Raw genomic sequence first — 20,533 nt, forward strand, 5'->3', positions numbered from 1 at the left:
GGATGCGCTTCCCTCTCGGCCTGAAAGCCGAGGTGCCCGCGCAGGAAATCAGATGGCCCGACGGACGACCACACCCCCGACTGAAGAGGACTTCGAGGAGCGGATCGTCGACATCGACGTCTCCGCCGAGATGCGCACCAGCTTCCTCGAATACGCATACTCGGTCATCTACCAGCGCGCGCTGCCCGATGCCAGGGACGGCCTCAAGCCGGTTCAGCGCCGCATCCTCTATTCCATGAGCGAGATGGGCCTGCGGCCCGACCGGGGACACGTCAAGTCGTCACGGGTCGTCGGCGACGTCATGGGCAAGCTGCACCCGCACGGCGACACCGCCATCTACGACGCGCTGGTCCGCATGGCTCAGCCGTTCTCGATGCGGCTGCCGCTGATCGACGGGCACGGCAACTTCGGCTCTCCCGACGACCTGCCCGCCGCGATGCGTTACACCGAGGCCCGCCTGGCCTCCGCGGCCATGGCCATGGTGCAGTCGATCGACGAGGACACCGTCGATTTCAAACCCAACTACGACGGCCAGGAGACCGAGCCCACGGTCATGCCGTCGGCGTTCCCGAACCTGCTGGTGAACGGGGCCACCGGCATCGCGGTCGGCATGGCGACCAACATGGCGCCGCACAATCTCGTCGAGGTGGTCGCCGCCGCGCGCCATCTGATCAAGAAGCCGGACGCCACGCTCGACGACCTGATGCGGTTCGTCCCGGGTCCCGACCTGCCCACCGGCGGCACGATCATCGGCCTTGACGGCATCCGTGACGCCTACGCCAAGGGCCGGGGCACCTTCCGGATGCGCGCCAAGTGCTCCGTGGAGCAGGTCAGCCCCCGCCGCAAGGGCATCATCGTCACCGAGCTGCCCTTCAACGTGGGACCCGAGCGGGTGGTCACGAAGATCAGGGAGCTGGTCACCGCCAAGAAGCTCCAGGGCATCTCCGACCTGAAGGACCTCAGCGACCGGCACAAGGGCCTCAGCCTCGTCATCGAGATCAAGAACGGCTTCATCCCCGAGGCCGTGCTGGAGGAGCTCTACCGGCTGACGCCGATGGAGGAGACCTTCGGCATCAACAACGTGGCGCTGGTCGACGGCCAGCCTCGCACGCTGGGCCTGCGCGAGCTGCTGCAGGTCTACGTGGACCACCGCCTCGATGTGGTCCGCCGCCGCTCGGCCTACCGCCGCCGCAGGCGCGAGGAGCGCCTGCACCTCGTCGAGGGCCTCATCGTCGCCCTGCTCAACATCGACGAGGTCATCCAGGTCATCCGCTCCTCAGACGACTCGGCGCAGGCCCGCGAGCGGTTGATGGAGGTGTTCGAGCTGTCGGAGATTCAGGCCGCCTACATCCTCGACACCCCGCTGCGCCGTCTGACCCGCTTCGACAAGCTGGAGCTGGAAAAGGAGAAGGAGACCCTGGAGAGCGAGATCGCCGAGCTGACCGCGATCCTGTCCTCCGAGGACAAGCTCCGCAAGGTCGTCTCCGACGAGCTCGCCCAGGTCTCCAAGACCTTCGGCACGCCTCGGCGGACGGTGCTGCTGGAGTCCTCCGGCATCACCAGGAACGCTTCGGCGCCTCTGGAGGTGGCCGACGACCCGTGCATGGTGCTGTTCTCCTCCACCGGCCTGCTGGCCCGTACGGTGGACGCCTCCCCGCTGGCGGGTGAAGGCGAGCGTTCGGCCCATGACGTGCTGGTCTCGGTGGTCAACAGCACGGTCCGGGGCGAGATCGGCGTGGTCACCAACCAGGGACGGATGATCCGCGTCCAGGTGGTCGATCTGCCGACGCTGCCGCCCTCGGCCAACCCGCCGTCGCTGTCCGGCGGGCATCCCGTGTCCGAATACGTCACGCTGAACCCCGGCGAGACGGTCGTGGGCATCGGCTCGCTCGATCCCGACGGGCCCGGTCTGGCATTGGGCACGGCGCAGGGCGTGGTCAAGCGGGTCGTCCCCGACTACCCGGCCAACCGTGACGACTTCGAGGTCATCGGGCTCAAGGACGGCGACAGCGTGGTCGGGGCGGTGGAGCTGACCGCCGAGGACCACGACCTGGTCTTCATCACCTCCGACGCCCAGTTGCTACGCTACCCCGCCGTCAACGTCCGGCCACAGGGCCGTCCGGCGGGCGGCATGGCGGGCGTCCGGCTGGACGGCGGCGCCGTCGTGGTCTGGTTCGGCGTGGTCGACCCGACGCGCGAATCACAGGTCGTGACGATCGCCGGATCCTCCACCGCCCTGCCCGGCACCCAGATCGGCGGCGCGAAGGTCTCCGACTACGCCGAGTATCCCGCCAAGGGCCGCGCCACCGGTGGCGTCCGAGTCCAGCGGTTCCTCAAGGGCGAGGACGTGCTGTTGCTCGCCTGGGCCGGTCCGGCCCCGGCCCGTGCGGTCTCCACCGTCGGCAAGCCGGTCCCGCTTCCGGAGGAGCTGGGCCGCCGCGACGGCTCAGGCGTCCGTCTCACCCACACGGTGGCGGCTGTGGGCGGCGCCCTCGGTGCGGCCGGCGAGGAGCCGGCCGCCGGAAAGCCCGTTCCCGCCGAGCAGTGACCTCTCGGGCCTCGCGCGAAGCCTGATCGCGCACGGACCCTGACCGCGCTGAGGCCCCGGACGCCGGGGCTTCAGTCCACGCAGAGGCAGAACGGGTGCCCGGCCGGGTCGAGGAAGACGCGGAAACCGTCCTTCTCGCCCGGCTGGTAGGAGTGTTTGGTCGCTCCCAGCGCGAGCACCTCTGTCTCGGCCTCGTCGAGGTCGTCCACCGTCAGGTCCAGGTGCAGTTGCTGGGGCCGGTCGGGGTTGGGCCAGTCGGGTGGCTGGTGGTCCTTGGCGAGCTGGAAGCAGATTCGCTCCGGTCGTCCGTCGGTGACCACCACCCAGTCGTCCTCGACAGAGGTGATCTCCCAGCCCAGGAGCGCGCTGTAGAAGCCGGCCAGGCGCTTGGGGTCGGGACAGTCGAGGACGACAGACCGCATTCGCGCGATTGCCATGGTTTCCTCCTAGGAAACGACACCGCCATCAAGCTTATGACGGTGTCTCCGAGGATTTCAATGCCGCTCCGGACCTATCACGCACGACGCATCCGACTCAGCGTCACCGCCACACCCGGTCCGTTTTCCTCAATCGGCGGGACCAAACCACGCTCCGGCGCGACCTGCGAGGACGGCGCAGCATGGACGCCCGGCAGCCGACCGGCTCGCCTTCACCCCGGACCCGGCCGCGAACATCACCAAGCCCCGTGGCGAGCCACTGCGGTCAGGTCAGCGAGCCCTGAAGGGCGAAACGGATGGCCATCAACAGCTGCCAGGGCTCACCGGACTCCCAGGAACGGATGATCCTCGCGACTTCCTCCCCCGGCTGGAAATCGTCAAAGCCGTGCGGACCGAAGCATCCGGCCTCCATGAGAACGGCCATGAGCGGATCGTCGTCGCCGAGCGATCGGGTGTAGACCGCCGCGTCGAGAAGGGCGAGCGCCGAGCGGGCGTTGCGCCCCCCGTCGCGGACCTCGACCCGGTCCAGCTTCCGCCTGCCCTCGGCACGCAGATATTCGGCCAGGGATTCGATCCTGCTCATGACCCTCTCCAGATTTCCGCACTTTGCGTCATGACATCATCACCCATGGTGAGGAGGAATTGTGGGATCTTCCTGAAGTCGAGTCGGATAGGACCCCCGGAAACTCCTACGAAACGGTCATGCAGAATCATTGACCCGTTGATTCCGCTGACCGAAGGGTGTTCCCGTGAGTGCCTTCGACGACCTGCTGGCCGCCAACGAGAGGTTCTCCGCCACGTTCACCGATGCCGCGCTGACCGGTAGGGCCGCACGCGAGCTGGCGGTGGTCACCTGCATGGATTCCAGGATCGATCCGCTGGGGTTGTTCGGCCTGAAGGCCGGCGACGCCAAGATCCTGCGCAACGCCGGGGCCAGAGTGACCGATGACGTGCTGCGGACGCTCGTCCTGGCGGTCTATCTCCTGAATGTGAAACGTGTGCTGGTGATGCCGCACACCGACTGCGGCATGGCGAAGGCCACCGACGACGACGTGCACCAGCTCGCGGCCCGACACGGCGTCGACACCCGGAGCCTGGACTTCCACACCGTCCCCGACCAGGACGCCGCCCTGCGTCACGACCTGACGCGCATCAGGACCAGCCCGTTCCTGCCGTCGGATCTGGCCGTGGGGGGTGCCATCTACGACGTGCGCACCGGAAGGCTCACGCCTGTCGAGATGTGACGCCCCGCCGGCGGTCACCGGGCCCGTATCACGCAGGCGGGCCCGGTGACCGCTCGCACCCGTCCGGTCTGCGACGGCCTCCGGCCCGCCCGGCAACCGGCCCGCCCGGGGGCGCCGGGCAGCCGAAAGCACCGGGCACGCCAGGGTCTCCGGCCCGGGAAGGCCACCGGGCCCGCAAAGACGTCGGCGACCGCCTCGTGGAGGCGGTCGCCGACGGCCGGTCAGGGCCCGTGGCCGGGCGAGCTAGGCGTCGATGTGGTCGCGGTCGATCTCGGCCGCGCTGCCCACGATGAACTCTCTGCGCGGGGCCACCTCGCTGCCCATCAGGAGATCGAAGATGCGCTCGGCTCCCTCGATGTCTTCGATCCTGACCCGGCGCAGCGTCCGGTGCCGGGGCTCCATGGTCGTCTCGGCCAGCTGGTCGGCGTCCATCTCTCCCAGACCCTTGTAACGCTGCACGGGGTCCTTCCAGCGCTTGCCCCGGCGCTCCAGGTCACGCAGGACGCGGTGCAGCTCGGCGTCGGAGTAGCAGTAGACGTACTTGCTCTGGCCACGACCGGGGTTGGTGACCTCGATGCGGTGCAGCGGCGGGACGGCGGCGAAGACGCGTCCGGCCTCGACCATCGGCCTCATGTAACGGTGGAACAGGGTGAGCAGCAGGCAGCGGATGTGCGCGCCGTCGACATCGGCGTCGGCCATCAGGATGACCTTGCCGTAGCGCGCGGCCTCGATGTCGAACGAACGGCCCGAGCCGGCACCGATGACCTGGATGATCGCGGCGCACTCGGCGTTCTTGAGCATGTCGGCGACGGACGCCTTCTGCACGTTCAGGATCTTGCCCCGGATCGGCAGAAGAGCCTGGAACTCCGAGTCACGGGCCGCGCGGGCGGTGCCGAGCGCCGAGTCACCCTCGACGATGAACAGCTCGCTGCGGTCCACGTCGTCGCTGCGGCAGTCGACCAGCTTGGCCGGGAGCGCGGAGTTCTCCAGGGCGGTCTTGCGCCGCTGGTTGTCACGGTGCTCGCGGGCGGCGATACGGGCCTTGGCCGCCGCGACGATCTTCTCCAGAGCTGCCCGCAGCTGCGGCTTGAGCGCACGCGACGGATTGGCGAACAGCTCCTTCAGCTCACGGGAGACGACGTGGGCGACGATCCGGGAGGCCGCCGAGGTGCCCAGCACCTCTTTGGTCTGTCCCTCGAACTGCGGTTCGGGCACCCGGACGGTCACCACACCGGTGAGGCCCTCCAGGATGTCTTCCCGGGTGACCGGGGCGTCGCCGTTCTTCAGCAGGCGGGTCTCGCGCAGTTGCTCGTTGAGCGTGCGGACCAGGGCGCGCTCGAAGCCGTTGACGTGGGTGCCCCCCTTGGGGGTGGCGATCACGTTGACGAAGGACCGGACGGTGGTGTCGTAGCCCTTGCCCCAGCGCAGCGCGACGTCCACGGTGAGCTCGCGCTGGACCTCGGTGGGGGTCATGTGCCCCAGGTCGTCGAGGACCGGCACGGTCTCGTGGAAGTGACCGACGCCCTGCAGCCGCAGCACTTCGCAGACGGGCTCGTCACGGGCGAGGAACTCGGTGAACTCCGAGATGCCGCCGTCGAAGCGGAACTCCTCCTCCGCGGGCTCCTCGCCCCGGCTGTCGCGCACGGCCAGGGTGAGGCCGGGGACCAGGAAGGCGGTCTGGCGAAGACGGACGTGGATCTCGTCGAGGGAGACCTCCGCCTCGGGCAGAAAGATCTGGTGGTCCACCCAGAAGCGGACACGGGTGCCCGTGACCTTGCGAGCGAGCGCGCCGCCGTCGCGCAGGCCGGACTTCTTCTTGAACTTGGCGGTGGGTCCGTCGCCGTCGAAGACGCCCGGGACACCCCTGCGGAAGCTGATCTCGTGAACGCGGCCGTCGCGGTCGACCTCGACGTCCAGTCGCGAGGACAGGGCGTTGACCACGGAGGCGCCGACGCCGTGCAGGCCGCCCGAGGCTCCGTAGGAACCGCCGCCGAACTTTCCGCCCGCGTGCAGCTTGGTGTAGACGAGCTCGACACCGGCCAGGCCGCTCTTCGGCTCGACGTCGACCGGGATGCCGCGGCCGTTGTCACGCACCTCGATCGACCCGTCGGCGTGCAGCTCGACCTCGATGCGGGTGCAGTAGCCGGCAAGGGCCTCGTCGACCCCGTTGTCCACGATCTCCCAGAGACAGTGCATGAGACCGCGGCTGTCGGTTGACCCGATGTACATGCCCGGGCGCTTGCGGACGGCTTCGAGACCCTCCAGAACCGACAGATGACGGGCCGTATAACCCGTCTCCACGCTAACTGCGGTCACACCCACTCCCACTCTGCTCGAACACGTGTGCGCAGCCTACCGTTCTTCCCGCCGCACCGCGTACAAGCTTGCCATCAGGTCGCCAACAGTGTTACTTCCGGCGTGCCGGCCGTTACTTTCGGACAGTTTCCGCTCTCGGCGTAGCGAGGGGTCGGTTGGGAACGTTCGCATCGGGTTAGATGTTCTCTCAAGTGACTGACGCCAGATCCTCAACAAGGGGATGACCTGAAAGGCGATACGTGACTGGAACCCTCGCCCCCGCCAAGCAGCTGAAGGCCACGGACCGCTGTGACCGGTGTGGCGCCCAGGCCTACATCCGCGCAACCCTGCCCGTAGGTGGGGAGCTGCTTTTCTGCGCCCACCATGGGCGGCAGCACGTAGCTGTGCTGAGAGCCAAGGGCGCCGACATCCAGGACGAGTCGGCACGCCTCAGCGACACCCCTTCGACCGCGACCAATAACGAACGGTAGGAATCACCGGACCCGATAGTGATATCGGCCTGACACCGTGAAGCCCTGTCGCTCGTAGAGCGACAGGGCCGCGGCGTTCGATTCCACCACGACCAGATATGCCTTCCGCGCGCCCTGTTCCCGCGCATGTGAGAGCAGGGCGCGCAATATTTCTCGCCCATGGCCCCGGCGTCGCGCATGCGGCGCCACGGCCATGCAGTAGATCCCGAACCACTCGCCCTGCTCGACGCCCCGCCCGACGGCCCGCCGTCCCAGCGACGCGTACACGCCGGGCACGCCGGTGAGGATTCGTGCGGCCGTCGCCAGACCGTCGTCACCGAACCTCCCGTCCACGCTCCACCAGGTGTCCAGCCACGCCGGTGACGGCGTGTCGGCGAGCTCGACCCCTCCCTCGGCCGGTACGGCGTGCGTCAACGACGCCGTCATCACCAGCGTGGGATCCACCACCCGATAATCACGCGCTTGCAGGGCGTCGTCCAGCCCTCCGGACGCGCCCGCGCCCATGGAGAACGCGCACGGCAGCCCCCGGTCGGCGTAGAACTTCTCCGCCTCGCCGATGGCGACCTCCAGATTTTCCGGCTCTCCGAGCGGCAGCACCGAGTTGGCTCGCTTGGTCACCCCGTCCGCGGCACGCAGGACCCACCCACCCGCATCCACGCGGTGGAAGGCCGGCCATGCCTGGTCGACAAGACGGTCGAAGGTTTCATCCATCATGCCCGGGAATCCTAGACTCCAGCCGTCGTACTACGCTCGGCGACTGTGTTGATTCTGCTGCCGCCGTCGGAGGGAAAGGCAGAGCTGGGCGAGGGTCCGGCTCTTAAGCTGTCCCGGTTGGGCTTTCCGTCCCTGAACGCGTCCCGGGAGACGGTCCTGGACGCGCTTGTCGCACTCTGCGAAGGGCCCGAGGCACAGACCGTGCTCGGACTGTCGCCGGGGCAGCTCGGGGAGATCGACAAGAACCGGAACCTGCGTGCCGCGCCCACCCTGACCGCCGCCGAGCTCTACACCGGGGTGCTCTATGACAACCTCGGCCTGGCCTCGTTGTCCCCCGAGGCCGCCGAGCGGGCGGCGAGAAGCCTCGTGATCTTCTCCGGACTCTGGGGCCTGCTGCGGATCGGCGACCGGGTACCGCCGTACCGCCTGTCCATGGGTGTGAGGCTGCCGCCGCTGGGCGGGCTGGGAGCATATTGGCGCCGGTCGGTCACCCCGGTCCTCGACGCCGAATCCGGCCTGGTGGTGGACCTGCGCTCCAGCACCTACGCGGCGGCCTGGCAGCCGGGCGGGCGGGCGGTGGCGGTGCGGGTGCTCAAGGACGGCAGAGTCGTCAGCCACATGGCCAAAGCCACCCGAGGGGTGATCGCCCGTTCCCTGCTGGAAGGAGACGGCGACCCGCAGACGCCGGAGGAGCTGGTCAAGGTCCTCGACGACCTCGGCCACGCCGTCGCCCTGGGCGAGGCTCCCGGCGGCAGGCGGCCATGGACTCTCGACGTCACGGTGTGATCCGCAACACCCCCGGCGCGCTCACAGGATCGCGAGGACGCCCCACCCGCCTGAACGACGAAGGGCCCACGCCGTACGGCGTGGGCCCTTCGTCGTTCAGGCTCTCAGTCCAGGTAGTCGCGCAGGACCTGGGACCGGGACGGGTGACGGAGCTTGGACATGGTCTTGGACTCGATCTGCCGGATGCGCTCGCGCGTCACCCCGTAGACCTTGCCGATCTCATCCAGCGTCTTGGGCTGACCGTCGGTGAGACCGAACCGCATCGAGACCACACCCGCCTCGCGCTCGGACAACGTGTCCAGAACGGAGTGGAGCTGCTCCTGCAGGAGCGTGAAGCTGACCGCGTCGGCCGGGACGATCGCTTCGGAGTCCTCGATGAGGTCACCGAACTCGCTGTCGCCCTCCTCACCCAGCGGGGTGTGCAGGGAGATCGGCTCACGTCCGTACTTCTGGACCTCGACGACCTTCTCGGGCGTCATGTCGAGCTCGCGGGCCAACTCCTCGGGAGTGGGCTCACGACCAAGGTCCTGCAGCATCTGCCGCTGCACCCGGGCCAGCTTGTTGATCACTTCGACCATGTGGACCGGGATGCGGATGGTGCGCGCCTGGTCGGCCATGGCACGGGTGATCGCCTGGCGGATCCACCACGTGGCGTAGGTGGAGAACTTGTAACCCTTGGTGTAGTCGAACTTCTCGACCGCACGGATCAGGCCCAGGTTGCCCTCCTGGATCAGGTCCAGGAAGAGCATGCCGCGGCCGGTGTAGCGCTTGGCCAATGAGACCACCAGGCGGAGGTTGGCCTCCAGCAGGTGGTTCTTGGCGCGGCGGCCGTCCTCGGCGATCCACTCGAGCTCGGCGCGGACGTCCACCGGCAGCTTGTCCCCGTCGGTGCCGAGCTGCTCCTCGGCGAACAGGCCGGCCTCGATGCGCTTGGCGAGCTCGACCTCCTGCTCGGCGTTGAGCAGGGGGACCTTGCCGATCTGCTTGAGATAGTCCTTGACGGGGTCGGCCGTGGCGCCCGCGGCGGCGACCTGCGGCACGGGAGCGTCGTCATCGTCGTCGGACAGGATGAGGACCTCGTCCTCGCTCTGCTCGACGCTCTCGGCCTTCGGCTCCTCTTCGGTCTCGGTCTCGGTCTCGGCCTCGGCTTCAACCTCGACTTCGACCTCCACCTCGACTTCGACCTCGAGGTCGAAGTCCTCGATCTCGACGTCGTCTTCGAGATCGATGACCTCGTCGTCCTCGCCGCCGGCCGACTTCGGCTTGGGCTCGGACGTGGGTGCGGGTACCTCGGGTCCCGCCTTCTTCGGCGGGCCGGGGATCGGCTTCTTGGCAGCCGGGGCGACCTTCTTGACCGGAGGCGCCGGCTTCTTGGCCGCGGGCGTGGCCTCGGAGCCGCCGACGACCGCGGTGACGGTCTCCGGCTGATCCTTGGCCGCCGCGGCGGTCTTGGTCTTCTTGACTGTGGCGGGAGCGGCGGGGGTACGGCGCTTGTTCGAAGTCCGAGACTTCTTGGGAGCCGCGGAGTCCTCAGCAGTCAGTCGTACGGTGATGCCCTCTTTGCTGAGGCTGCGCAGAATTCCAGCGACCTGCGCCATCGGAATGTCCGCTTCCTCGACGGCCTTGCGGACATCCTCGGACTCGAGGAACCCCTGCGAGCGCCCCCGCTCCATCAGCTGCTGAATGACGGGCTCGTTCAGCTCGGATGGCTTCGAGCGAGTCGAACTTGCAGGCGACACGAACACCTCTCGAAGGAAAGCGTGACGAGAATGGACCCAGATGCCCACTAGGGGCGATTACCTCTAGTTGTCATGATGGACGAGGCCGCGTGAACCGCGACGCACCTGTCCAGCATTGTGGCACGACACCGTGATCCATACGGCCGCCTCCTGGCGGTTGCCCTCCACCCTAGGCCGACCAAGAGAGTAGTGCGTACGTAAGCGAGGCACCGATACCCGAAAGCAACCGTTATGACTGTTTCATTCAGTCACTCTTCGTGATTGGAGGAACGTGAATCGCCAGCACGGTGACGTCATCATCCTGCTCATATCCCGACAGCATGCGATCTACGAGGAAATCCAGCAACATGTGCGGGCTTCCCACGACTTCGGGTGGCGCTTCGGTCACAACAGAGCAAAGTTCAGCGAGTCCGGCATCCAACCCACGCTTGCGGTTCTCCACCAGACCATCCGAATACAGGACAGCGGTGTGTCCGGGCGGGACGCAGAACCGGAACTGCCTGCGGCTCGTCGGCCAGCCGAGCGGAGTGCCGGGCTCGCCCTCGCACAGCAGCGGCACACCCTGCGGTGAGACCAGCAGGGGCGGCGGATGACCGGCCAGCGCCAGCGTCCCCTCTCCCGTGCCGGGTTCCACGACCATGTAGGCGAGGGTCGTGACCTGCTCTTCCTCCTCGGTAGCCTCGAAAACCCGGTCCAGACCGGTGAGGACCGCCGCGGGTGGCGGGTTGGTCAGCGCCAGGGCCCGCATGGCGTTGCGGATGCGGCCCATTCCGGCCGCGGCCTTGACGCCCTTGCCCATGACGTCGCCGACCACCGCCGCGACCCGCCCGTCCTGCAGCACGAACGCGTCGTACCAGTCGCCGCCGACCTGCACGTGGCGGCTTCCGGAGCGGAAGCGCTGGGCCAGCACCAGTCCGCGGACCACCGGCAGCCGGTCGGGCAGGAGGCTGCGCTGCAGCGTCTCGGCGGTGCGATGCTCCCGCTCGAAAAGGGTGGCCCGCTCGACGGCCAGAGCGCACTGCCCGGCGAGCGCCTCCAGGAACACGCCGTCTTCCTGGGAGATCTTCTGCGGTCGGGTGAAGGAGAACCGCAGCGCGCCGAGCGCGCGTCCGGCGGCCAGCAGCGGCAGGCCCACCCAGGCCCGCTCGTCGCTGTGGGCGATGAAGCCGGTGACGACCTCCTCGTCGCCTCCGGCGTCCACGAGCTGGGAGCGCAGACTGTCGGGCGACTCGGCGAAGACCGGCCGGCGGCTGTTGACCGCCATGGTCATCACGCTGGAGTGCGACAGCGGGATCTCCTCGCCGGGCGCCCCGGGAACATCGGGGATGCCACCGCTGTTGACCAGCTTCAGCGCGGCCCGCTCGACGTCGAGCAGAGCCACGGCCGAGCGGTCGGCCGCCAGCGCCGTACGACCCACGTCGATGATGACCTGGACGACCTGCTCGACGGTCAGTGCCTCGGCGAGCATCGCCGTGGCACCCTGCAACCGCGCCGTCCGCAGCGCGGCGGCACCGAGCTGGTCGGTGAGGCGGCCGCGCATCTCCTCGGCCTCGCGCTGCGGGGTGACGTCGGTGTTCGCGCCCACCCACTCGACCACCCGGCCGTGGCGGATGATCGGGACCGCGCGGACCTCGAAGTGGCGGTAACCGCTGGCCCGGGTGCGGACCCGGTAGTTCCACTCGAACATGGTCCGGCCGCGCAGCGCCTCGCGCCAGGCCTCCTCCGCGTGCGGGCGGTCGTCGGGATGGACGGCCTCAAGCCATCCTTGGGCGAGGTATTCCTCCAGGCCCTGACCGGTGATGGCGCGCCACTGCGGCGCGTCCTCGGCCACCGCCCCGGTGGGAGCGGTGATCCACACCAGCTGGGACTGTGCCTCGACCAGCGAGCGGTAGCGCTCCTCGCTGCGCCGCAGGTCCTCCTCGACCTGCCTGCTCTCGGTGATGTCCACACCGACCATGCAGACCGCGCGGAGCACGCCTTTGTCGTCGTGGATCGGGGAGAAGGTCAGCGACCAGTGACGGGTCCGCCCGTCGTCGGTGCGCACCCGGATCCGCTGGTCGGCCTCGACCTCGGTTTCTTCGACGATGCCGCGGACCGACCCCTCCAGGAGCGCGGTGAGGTCGGCGGAGAGCAGCTCGCCAGGGGTCGCGCCGACCAGACGCTCGGCGGGAAGACCGACCACGTCGGCGAAGACCTCGTCGACCCGCTGGAAGCGGCCGTCGGGGTCGAAGAACGCGAAGGCGAACGGCGACTGCGACAGCAAGCCCTGCAACAGGCCGGGGTCTGAGATGTCCGCACCCGACCCCCGGGGACGGGGCACGGAGGTTTCGGCGCTCATGGTCGGCACCTCCGTCGCGTGCCAGGGTCTCCCACGAGGCACATCTCCAAACTTGCGAATTGGCGTAGCGCAGCTCCGGGGGACCGGATCCTGCAGTACATCATCGGCGATGGGTGCGTGTGGACGGAAGCCCCGCCCATGATGCGGTCGGCGCATACTACGAACCCTCCCGATCCGAAGACCAGGGTTTCCACGCTAGCGCGCCGATTTCCCGGCGCGGGCGCCGTCCGACCGGCATCCCGTCGAAGCCGGGCGGTGGCCCGGACGGCGGCGCCGTCGCCCACCGCGCCCCTCCCCCTCCGGGGATCGCGGCAGCGGCGGCCGTAGCACGGCGCGAGCGACCCGGTCGCCCCCACCCGCCGCACGCCCCTGCAGGCCTGCGCCGGGCCGGGCGTGACGCCCTTCCCGCCGCCTTCCCGGAACACCGATGCGATCACCGTTGACGCCTTCGAATGCATGCGGCCAGGACCCTAGCAGGATCAAGCCGGACCGTCCCGACAACTGCCCACCTCATCTCCGTCAGCGTCCCAAGCAAGATCAGGCTACTGACTGATTGACGATTTGGCTCCCCCTTCGGGAACACTCGTTTACTCCCGAGTCGACTGATCGAGTCAGGATTGGGGTCAGCTTCACCTGCCCCACACAGAAGGGTTGACACTCGCGCGATAAGTTGTGGAATGAAAACGCACGTCCCCGCCGCCCATCCGGGGGATGCTCCCCGGAAACCCGGAGGAATGCGACGCCCATGCCCGCTCTCGCCATCCGCTTCACCGGCGGCACGACGACGTCCCACGACCCGGTGAGCGCCCGTCTGGCCGCTGAGTTCCTGACCGTCCCGCTCGGCACCGTGGCACGGTGCGTGGCCGACGTCCGGGCCTGCGCCGAGCACCTGGGGGTCGACGCGACCCCCGAGATAGTGGAACGCGTCGCCCGCGAGCATCTGCTCGCCCTCGTCAACTCCGCGCCGCCACCGCGAAGTCCCCGGTAACATCGAGATCACCGGGCCGTGTTCTACGCACCGTTTGGCCCGGGAATGCGAGAAGGTTGGGACGTGAGCGAGCGAAGCGAGCGAGCCAATCAGCGCGATGGCACTGGGCTCATACGGCCGACGGAGGAGGCTGCTTGAGCCGGCGACACCGTCGAGATCCCAGAGAGAGCCAGTCTCCGGACGAGGTGTTCTCCGAGATGTTGCTGGCCGCTCGCGAACTGCTGGCCGTGCGCAGCCCGCTGGACGCCGAGCTCATGGTCTCCGACATGGTCGGCGCCTGGTGGGGACGGCGTCTGCGGCACGGAGACGCCGAGCAGGTCCTGGGCGAAGGCCTGGTCGACTACGCGGCCAAGGCCGGCTCCCCCGCCGCGCTCACCCTGCTGATCGCGCTGGCCTATCTCGGCACGGCCCGCCAGGCGGCCAAGGCCGAGGGGGCGGCGCTGGCGCTCATCGAGCGCGACGTGGCCAGGCCCCGCTGGGCCGACCGGCTGGGCGCGGTCAAGCCGACCGGCTGCTTCGTCTCCCGTGACGCCTACGGCGACCAGGACACCGTGGTGTGCACCTTCGCCTACCGCGGCGCCGACAGCGGCGAGGACCGGCACGCCCTGGTCGTGGTCGTCGACTACAACATGCGGGGGATCGCCCGCGACGCCTGGGTCTCCTCACACGTGGACAAGCTGCTGGAGCAGGCCGCGGCCGAGGCCGAGGCCAACCCGATGCTCAGGTTCGAGGAGATCGAGCCGCAGCAGGCCAGGGCACTGCTGGAATCGGCCATGAAGTCCACCGTGGAGTACGGCGACCGCAGGACGACCGCCCCGGTCAGCGACAGCTACAGCGCCTACCACGCCTTCGCCAGGTCCCGGATCAAGGCGCTGCCGCCCGGTCGCAAGCGCCCGGCTCCGCTGCACAGCGAGGCCCCCTACAGCCGCGACCGCCGGGCGATGCTGGCGGCGGAGTTCCTCTCCTCGGACGCCGCCGAGCACCTGTCGGATCCCTCGGCGGCCTCGCGGTGCGCCGACCACATCATCGACTACGGCTGCGACCAGGATTTCGGCCGGCCGCTGCGGGTGAGCCCCACCAAGTGCCAGACGTTCCTGCTGGACTGGCTGCCGCGCAAGGTCATGCTCAGCCCGGCCGAGCAGGAGGCCGTGCCGTACGTGCTGGGCGCGTGGGCGCGTTTCGCCGCGCGCCGGACCGGGCTGGCCGACGAGGGCCTGCGCGCCACGCTCGACGGGATCTGGGAGTCGACGGCCAGGTTCGCGGAGACCTACCGCGATCCGACCACCTTCGGCCTCGACCGCGACCTGCTGGACCGGCTGCTGCCGGACGGTGACCTGTCGGCGCTGGCCCGGCGGGTGTTCGCCTTCCCCTTCCTGCAGGGCACGCACGGCGAGGTCAAGCTCGACCTGCTCAACCCAGCCGACGAGACCGACCGGCGGGTCCTGCTGGGCATCGACCACGGCGGCGAGCTCGACCGTCCGGACTACGACGAGCACCTGGCCTGGCACGAGGAGATCGCCGGCCGGCTGTGGGAGGGTGACCCCCCGCAGCTCTGGGAGGCCGCCCAGCGGCTGCTGGATCTCGGCCACGACCGGCACGACGTGCTGCACGTGCTGATCGAGATCGCCGAGCGGATCGGTGACGACCCCGAGGAGCTGGCGATCGCCCTCGACGACATCGCCGACATCCCCGACGAGCCTCCGGTGTAGGTGAACGGTGGTGACCTGAATGGTGATCGATCTCAACGCCGACCTCGGTGAGGGCTTCGGCATCTGGCGGCTGGGCGACGACATGGCCCTGCTCGACGTGGTGACCAGCGCGAACATCGCCTGCGGGTTCCACGCCGGCGATCCGCTGACCATTCGCCGCACCTGCGCGGCGGCGGTGGACCGGGGCGTGATGATCGGCGCCCAGGTGTCCTACCGGGACCTGGCCGGATTCGGACGGCGCGAGATGGAGGTGGACCCGGAGGAGCTCTGCGCCGAGGTGCTGTACCAGCTGGCGGCCGTGGACGGGATCGCCAGGGCGATGGGCGGCCGGGTCTCCTACGTCAAGCCGCACGGCGCGCTCTACAACCGGATCTGCCGCGACCCCGAGCAGGCCGAGGCGGTCGTGGCGGCCGTCGCCGACCACGACCCCGGCCTGCCGGTGCTCACCCTGCCCGGCTCGGCCGTCCACGAGGTCGCCGCCCGGGAGGGCATCGCCACCGTCACGGAGGCCTTCGCCGACCGCGCCTACACCTCCGGGGGAACCCTGCTCTCCCGCCGCTCCCCCGGCGCGGTGCTGCACGACCCCGCCGTGGTCGCGGCCCGGGCCGTGCGCATGGCCACCGCCCACACGGTGACCGCGGTGGACGGCTCCGAGGTCCCGGTGGACGCGCGCTCGATCTGCGTGCACGGTGACACCCCCGATGCCGTGCTGCTGGCCCGTGCCGTACGCGACGGCCTGGTGGCGGCCGGGGTGACGTTGCGGGCGTTCACGTGAGGTCGCCGCGGTGACGTCCGAGACCGCCGCGGTGACCGGCGAGGGCGAGGTGCCCGTCCGACGTGCCGGGGAGCACGCCCTGCTGGTGGAGACCGGGTCGCTGGAGGCCTCCCACCGGCTGGACGCCCTCCTGCGGGCCGACCGCCCGGCCGGGGTGGTCGAGATCGTGCCCGGCCCGGCGACCGTCCTCGTCGCCGCGCCGGGCGCCGACCTGGATCGGCTCCGCTCCCGGCTCTCCCTGCTGCTGGGTACGGCGGGCGGCGGCGGTCCTCCCGTCCGGGGCAGGAGCGTGACGGTCCCGGTGGTCTACGACGGCGCCGATCTCGACGACGTGGCCGCCCTGAGCGGGCTGTCGGCGCAGGAGGTGGTCGAGCGGCACACCGGGCGGGAGCTCGTGGTGGGCTGGCTCGGCTTCGCCCCGGGGTTCGCCTATCTCACCGGGCTGGACCCGGTGCTGCACGTGCCGCGGCTGTCCACCCCCCGGACCTCGGTGCCGGCCGGGGCCGTGGCGATCGCCGGGCCTTACTCGGCGGTCTACCCCTCGGCCTCCCCGGGGGGCTGGCGGCTGCTGGGGCGTTCTCCCATGACGGTGTGGGACGCGGCCGCCGATCCGCCCGCGGTCCTGACCCCGGGCACGCGGGTGCGTTTCCAGGCGATCACCGGCACATGATCGAAGTCATCGCGCCGGGGCCGTACGCCACCGTGCAGGATCTCGGCCGGCCCGGCTACGCCCACCTCGGCGTGCCGCACTCCGGTGCCGCCGACGCGGCGAGCCTGCGGCTGGCCAACCGCCTCGTCGGCAATCCGGAGGGTGACGCCGGGATCGAGCTGACCCTCGGCGGCGCCCGCCTGCGGTTCACCGCGGGAGCATGGGTCGCCGTCACCGGGGCTCGCTGTCCCGTCGAGCTGGTGACCACCGGGTCACCGGACGGGCCGGCTCCTCGTATCAGGGCCGTGGGACAGTGCGCGCCCTTCTGGGCCGCGGCGGGAGCCGAGCTCCGGGTCGGGACGCCGGCCACCGGCCTGCGGACCTACGTCGCGGTCCGGGGCGGTGTCGAAACGCCCGCCGTCATGGGGAGCCGCTCGACCGATTCGCTCTCCGGTCTCGGCCCTGCCCCGCTCCGTGCCGGCGCGACCCTGCCCGTGGGGCCGACCGCCGCGCTGCCCCCCATCATCGTGGACGCGGCACCACCTCCCGCGGCTCCGCCGGGCACGCTGCGCGTCCTGCCCGGCCCCCGCGACGACTGGTTCGTCCCCGGCGCCCTGGCCACCCTGTGCGCGCAGCCGTACCGGGTGAGCCAGGACAGCAACCGGGTCGGCGTGCGGCTGGAGGGCGCCCTCCTGGAACGCGCCCGCGGCGGAGAGCTGCCCAGCGAGGGCATGGTCGCCGGAGCCCTCCAGGTGCCGCCCGACGGGCGGCCGATCGTCTTCCTGGCCGACCATCCCACCACGGGCGGCTACCCGGTCATCGCCGTTCTCGCCTCGGCCGACCTGGCCGCGGCCGCCCAGCTTCGCCCAGGTGACCGGGTCCGCTTTCGCGTCGGGCGGTGAGGCGCCACGCGCCTCACCGCAGGAGCCCGGCGAGCCGGCGGGTCTCGGCGGTCAGGGCGGAGGCGGGGACCTCTTCCAGGAGGTCGAAGGTGATCTCGCCGTTCTTCGCCTCCCATACCCCGGCCACCCGACCCCGGTGAATCACCACCGGGGAGATCCAGCCGGCGGTCCGGCTGACCTTGGGTCTGGCCTCCTTGGGCAGGAGCGGTTCGAGGTCGCGCGGGGCGCCGAGAATGTACTGGTCGAAGCCGGGCAGCAGGTGGACTCCGGTGGAGGGCGCGGTCGCGGCCAGGTCGTCGAGGTGCTCGGCGAGCAGGACCATCGGCCGGCCCTCGACCTCGACCTCCGCGAGCTCGGGGGCGAGATCGCGGAACCAGCCGCGCAGGGCGGCCTTGCGGGCACCGCCCCGGTAGAGCCAGCCGTCGAAGGTCTCGGGGGTGCCGGGACCGTGGGCGCCGAGGAAGGACCGCAGCAGGCGCATGCCGCCCTCCTCCACCGTCAGCGGCTCGGCGGGCCGGCCGGGCACCCAGTCACGGGGGCTGACGAACGTCACCTTGCCCTCGCGCGGCGGCCCGTAGCAGAGCTCGCCGAGAAAGCTCAGCGGCTTGAGCAGGGCGCCCCAGCCCGAGGTGAGCGCCTCCTTCAGGTGGGCGTCGCCGGTGACCTCGATGACCCCCTCCACCAGTTCCTCCCGGGTGAGGGTGCGGCCGTCGAGCGCCTTGGGGACCGCGTCGAGAAGGGCGGCGACCTCGGCGGCGGTGACGCCGTGACCCCGCTGCCACGATCCCTTGTCCCAGTTTCGGAACGAGCCCAGGACCGCGGTGTAGGAGGCCAACTCGTCGGCGGGAATCAGGTGCAGGGTGCCGCGCGCCGTCCAGGTCTTGACCAGGGTGCGCTCTTGCCACAGGGCTCGCTCGAGCTCGCCGGGGCGCGAGCCGGCGAGCCGTACGGCCACCGCCAGCTCGGCCGAGGAGGCCACCTGGGCCTGTACACCGGTGAGCCGCCGGATCACCGACACGACGTCGGGGCCGGCCGCCGGATCGACGAACTGCCGTTTCAACCGCCATGCGAGCACCTGGGGCCAGGTCACCGAGATAGCCATGGACGAATTTCTACACCGGCTTTCCACACCGGCGCGCCGGCAGGAGGGGGCCCGCACCGTGCGGGACCCCTCCGGACGACGAGGGCTACTTCACGAAACCGATGTCCTGGTATCTCAGGTCGTAGAAACCGCGGGCGCCGTAGTTGGCGATGCTGCTTTTGACGGCGACGTTCTGCGGGCGCTGGTAGAGCGTCACCACGTTCACCGCCTCCCAGATCAGCCGGTCCGCGGCGTTGGTGTCGGCGATGGCCCGGGAGGAGTCGAGGTTGGCGGTCGCCTTGCTCATGGCGGCGTCGATCTGCGCGGAGCCGATGCGGCCGAGGTTGGCGTTCCACTGCGGCTGGCCCTTGGAGTCCTTGGTGGCGTTGGCGTACTGGCCGTAGCCGCTGGAGACGGGGAAGGGCGTACCGACGTAGGCGAAGGCGGTGATGTCGTAGTTGCCGGGGATGATGTATTTGGTGAAGTAGTCGTCGCTGGGCACCGCGTGCAGGGTGACCTTGACGCCGATCTGGGCCAGCATGTTCTGGGTGATCTCGGCCTCGGACTTGGTGAGCTGCAGGCCGGACGGCATGACGAAGCGCAGGACCAGCTCCCTGCCGTCCTTCTTGCGGGTCTGCCCCGAAAGCTTCCACCCGGCGGCGTCCAGCAGCTGCCTGGCCTTGCCGGGATCGTAGACGCCGATCTCGCCCGCGTTGTCCTGGTAGCCCTCCTGCGTGTTCATGAAGAAGTGGTTGTCGAGCAGGACGATCGGCCAGTCCAGGCCCTGCAGGTCGGACTGGGCGATGGCCTGGCGGTTGATGCCCATCGCGACGGCCCGGCGGACGTTGACGTCGGAGAGCACCGCGCTCTCGCCGTTCAGCGTGATGTGCCGGAAGTCAGGGCCGGCCGCCTGCCGTACGATCGCGTCCTGGCTGCCCTTGGCCCGCGCGTAGTCGGGCGCGGACGGGCCGACGTCGAAGGTGTCGAGCTCGCCGTTGCTGAAGGCGCCGACCAGCGCGTCGCTCTCCAGTGCCCGGAAGATGATCTGGTCCAGCTTGGCCTTGTCCCCCCACCAGGCGTCGTCTCTGACGAGGGTGATGGTCTTGGCGGTCTGGTCGAACGAGGCGAACTTGAACGGGCCCGCGGTCACCGGGATCCTGTTCAGCCAGGCACTGTTGAACGCGGCGGGGGTGGCGTTGGTGGTCCTGGGGTAGAGCGGCCCGAACAGCGACTGCCAGTCGCCGAAGGGCTTGGCGAAGGTGACGACGACCTCGTGGTCGTCCTTGCCCTTGGCCACGTTCTCGATGTCCTGGTAACCGGTGGTGCCCGCGACGCGGTAGTCGCCGTTCTTGCCGTTCATCGCCTGCCACTGGGCCCGATAGTCCTCCCAGGTGATCGGCTTGCCGTCGGACCACCTTGCGCTCGGGTTGAGCGTCAGCCTGACGACCTGCTTGGGCCTACTGGCCGTGATCCGGCCTTCCAGCAGGTAGTCGGTGTTCGCCGAGATCTCACCCTTCTCGTTGGAACGGAAGGCCGAGGGCATGAGCGCGTCGATCACCTTCTTGACCATCGCCAGGTTGCCGTCGACGTGGTTGAGGTTCCAGTTGGTCGGATACTCGTTGAGCCCCCAGCGCAGCAGGCCCCCGTCCCGGACCCTGTCCCGGGCGACCGGGTTGATGTCGTAGGCCTTGACCGCCGAGGACGAACCGGCCGACTCGTCCCCCGCGCTGCTACGGCCGCCACCGCCCCCCTGGCTGCCACAGCCGGCCAGCGCCAACGAGCCGGCCACGCTCAAAGCGGCGGCGAACGCGCCCACGCGCCGGATTGATATCACGGT

The 20,533-nt window shown here is 69.8% G+C and carries 17 protein-coding genes; 9 read left to right on the forward strand and 8 right to left on the reverse strand.

What is annotated here, in order from left to right:
- The first annotated feature begins 52 nt into the window (after nt 1-52).
- Nucleotides 53-2,548 carry a DNA gyrase/topoisomerase IV subunit A gene (locus tag ACQPYK_RS36585; protein ID WP_433241635.1) on the forward strand — a complete coding sequence of 832 codons (2,496 nt, stop codon included), beginning with the start codon at nt 53-55 and terminating at the stop codon, nt 2,546-2,548.
- Nucleotides 2,549-2,619: 71 nt separating this feature from the next.
- On the opposite strand, the gene ACQPYK_RS36590 is transcribed toward ACQPYK_RS36585, so the two are convergent.
- Both ACQPYK_RS36590 and ACQPYK_RS36595 read right to left on the reverse strand, forming a co-directional pair.
- A complete protein-coding gene (locus ACQPYK_RS36590; protein ID WP_433241638.1) occupies nt 2,620-2,985 on the reverse strand; it encodes a VOC family protein in 366 nt (121 codons plus the stop codon).
- A gap of 265 nt (nt 2,986-3,250) precedes the next feature.
- Nucleotides 3,251-3,568: a hypothetical protein gene (locus tag ACQPYK_RS36595; protein WP_433241641.1), complete on the reverse strand. Its 318-nt coding sequence runs from the start codon at nt 3,566-3,568 to the stop codon at nt 3,251-3,253.
- 166 nt (nt 3,569-3,734) lie between these two features.
- Here ACQPYK_RS36595 and ACQPYK_RS36600 point away from each other — a divergent pair, with 166 nt between their 5' ends.
- Nucleotides 3,735-4,229 carry a beta-class carbonic anhydrase gene (locus tag ACQPYK_RS36600; protein WP_433241644.1) on the forward strand — a complete coding sequence of 165 codons (495 nt, stop codon included), beginning with the start codon at nt 3,735-3,737 and terminating at the stop codon, nt 4,227-4,229.
- A 243-nt stretch (nt 4,230-4,472) separates the two neighbouring features.
- Here ACQPYK_RS36600 and ACQPYK_RS36605 read toward each other — a convergent pair whose 3' ends face one another.
- Entirely contained in the window at nt 4,473-6,545 is a 2,073-nt protein-coding gene (locus tag ACQPYK_RS36605) for a DNA gyrase/topoisomerase IV subunit B (RefSeq protein ID WP_433241647.1), read from the reverse strand.
- Between the two features lie 239 nt (nt 6,546-6,784).
- Between ACQPYK_RS36605 and ACQPYK_RS36610 the strand changes: the two genes are divergently transcribed.
- The gene (locus ACQPYK_RS36610) at nt 6,785-7,015 is read left to right on the forward strand and encodes a DUF7455 domain-containing protein (RefSeq protein ID WP_433241650.1); all 231 of its coding nucleotides are present in this window, start codon (nt 6,785-6,787) and stop codon (nt 7,013-7,015) included.
- 3 nt (nt 7,016-7,018) lie between these two features.
- Here the strand turns inward: ACQPYK_RS36610 and ACQPYK_RS36615 are convergent, their stop codons facing one another.
- Complete coding sequence (locus ACQPYK_RS36615) at nt 7,019-7,729, reverse strand: GNAT family N-acetyltransferase (protein ID WP_433241653.1); 711 nt, start codon at nt 7,727-7,729, stop codon at nt 7,019-7,021.
- A 45-nt stretch (nt 7,730-7,774) separates the two neighbouring features.
- Here ACQPYK_RS36615 and yaaA point away from each other — a divergent pair, with 45 nt between their 5' ends.
- On the forward strand, nt 7,775-8,515 hold the full coding sequence (gene yaaA, locus ACQPYK_RS36620; protein ID WP_433241656.1) for a peroxide stress protein YaaA: 741 nt from the start codon (nt 7,775-7,777) through the stop codon (nt 8,513-8,515).
- Between the two features lie 104 nt (nt 8,516-8,619).
- Here yaaA and ACQPYK_RS36625 read toward each other — a convergent pair whose 3' ends face one another.
- Complete coding sequence (locus tag ACQPYK_RS36625) at nt 8,620-10,188, reverse strand: RNA polymerase sigma factor (protein ID WP_433241659.1); 1,569 nt, start codon at nt 10,186-10,188, stop codon at nt 8,620-8,622.
- Between the two features lie 310 nt (nt 10,189-10,498).
- Nucleotides 10,499-12,592, reverse strand: a complete 2,094-nt coding sequence (locus ACQPYK_RS36630; RefSeq protein ID WP_433241662.1) for a SpoIIE family protein phosphatase — start codon at nt 12,590-12,592, stop codon at nt 10,499-10,501.
- A 745-nt stretch (nt 12,593-13,337) separates the two neighbouring features.
- Here ACQPYK_RS36630 and ACQPYK_RS36635 point away from each other — a divergent pair.
- The 5 genes from ACQPYK_RS36635 to ACQPYK_RS36655 all read left to right on the forward strand — a co-directional run bounded on the left by ACQPYK_RS36635 (nt 13,338) and on the right by ACQPYK_RS36655 (nt 17,615).
- Nucleotides 13,338-13,580, forward strand: coding sequence for a hypothetical protein (locus ACQPYK_RS36635; RefSeq protein WP_433241665.1), 243 nt, complete (start codon nt 13,338-13,340; stop codon nt 13,578-13,580).
- Between the two features lie 197 nt (nt 13,581-13,777).
- Nucleotides 13,778-15,289 (forward strand): hypothetical protein, encoded by a 1,512-nt coding sequence (locus ACQPYK_RS36640; protein WP_433259024.1) that lies wholly within the window; start codon nt 13,778-13,780, stop codon nt 15,287-15,289.
- A 19-nt stretch (nt 15,290-15,308) separates the two neighbouring features.
- Nucleotides 15,309-16,064, forward strand: a complete 756-nt coding sequence (locus tag ACQPYK_RS36645; protein WP_433241668.1) for a LamB/YcsF family protein — start codon at nt 15,309-15,311, stop codon at nt 16,062-16,064.
- Nucleotides 16,065-16,074: 10 nt separating this feature from the next.
- A complete protein-coding gene (locus ACQPYK_RS36650; RefSeq protein WP_433241671.1) occupies nt 16,075-16,734 on the forward strand; it encodes a 5-oxoprolinase subunit B family protein in 660 nt (219 codons plus the stop codon).
- Nucleotides 16,731-17,615 carry a biotin-dependent carboxyltransferase family protein gene (locus ACQPYK_RS36655; RefSeq protein ID WP_433241674.1) on the forward strand — a complete coding sequence of 295 codons (885 nt, stop codon included), beginning with the start codon at nt 16,731-16,733 and terminating at the stop codon, nt 17,613-17,615. Before ACQPYK_RS36650 ends, ACQPYK_RS36655 begins: the two co-directional genes overlap by 4 nt.
- Before the next feature lie 13 nt (nt 17,616-17,628).
- On the opposite strand, the gene ACQPYK_RS36660 is transcribed toward ACQPYK_RS36655, so the two are convergent.
- Together ACQPYK_RS36660 and ACQPYK_RS36665 are read right to left on the reverse strand one after the other, a co-directional pair.
- The gene (locus ACQPYK_RS36660) at nt 17,629-18,717 is read right to left on the reverse strand and encodes a winged helix DNA-binding domain-containing protein (protein WP_433241677.1); all 1,089 of its coding nucleotides are present in this window, start codon (nt 18,715-18,717) and stop codon (nt 17,629-17,631) included.
- 85 nt (nt 18,718-18,802) lie between these two features.
- Complete coding sequence (locus ACQPYK_RS36665) at nt 18,803-20,530, reverse strand: ABC transporter family substrate-binding protein (protein WP_433241680.1); 1,728 nt, start codon at nt 20,528-20,530, stop codon at nt 18,803-18,805.
- Nucleotides 20,531-20,533: the final 3 nt, after the last annotated feature.

The sequence above is a fragment of the Streptosporangium sp. CA-135522 genome (assembly GCF_050949235.1).
Taxonomy (GTDB): domain Bacteria; phylum Actinomycetota; class Actinomycetes; order Streptosporangiales; family Streptosporangiaceae; genus Streptosporangium.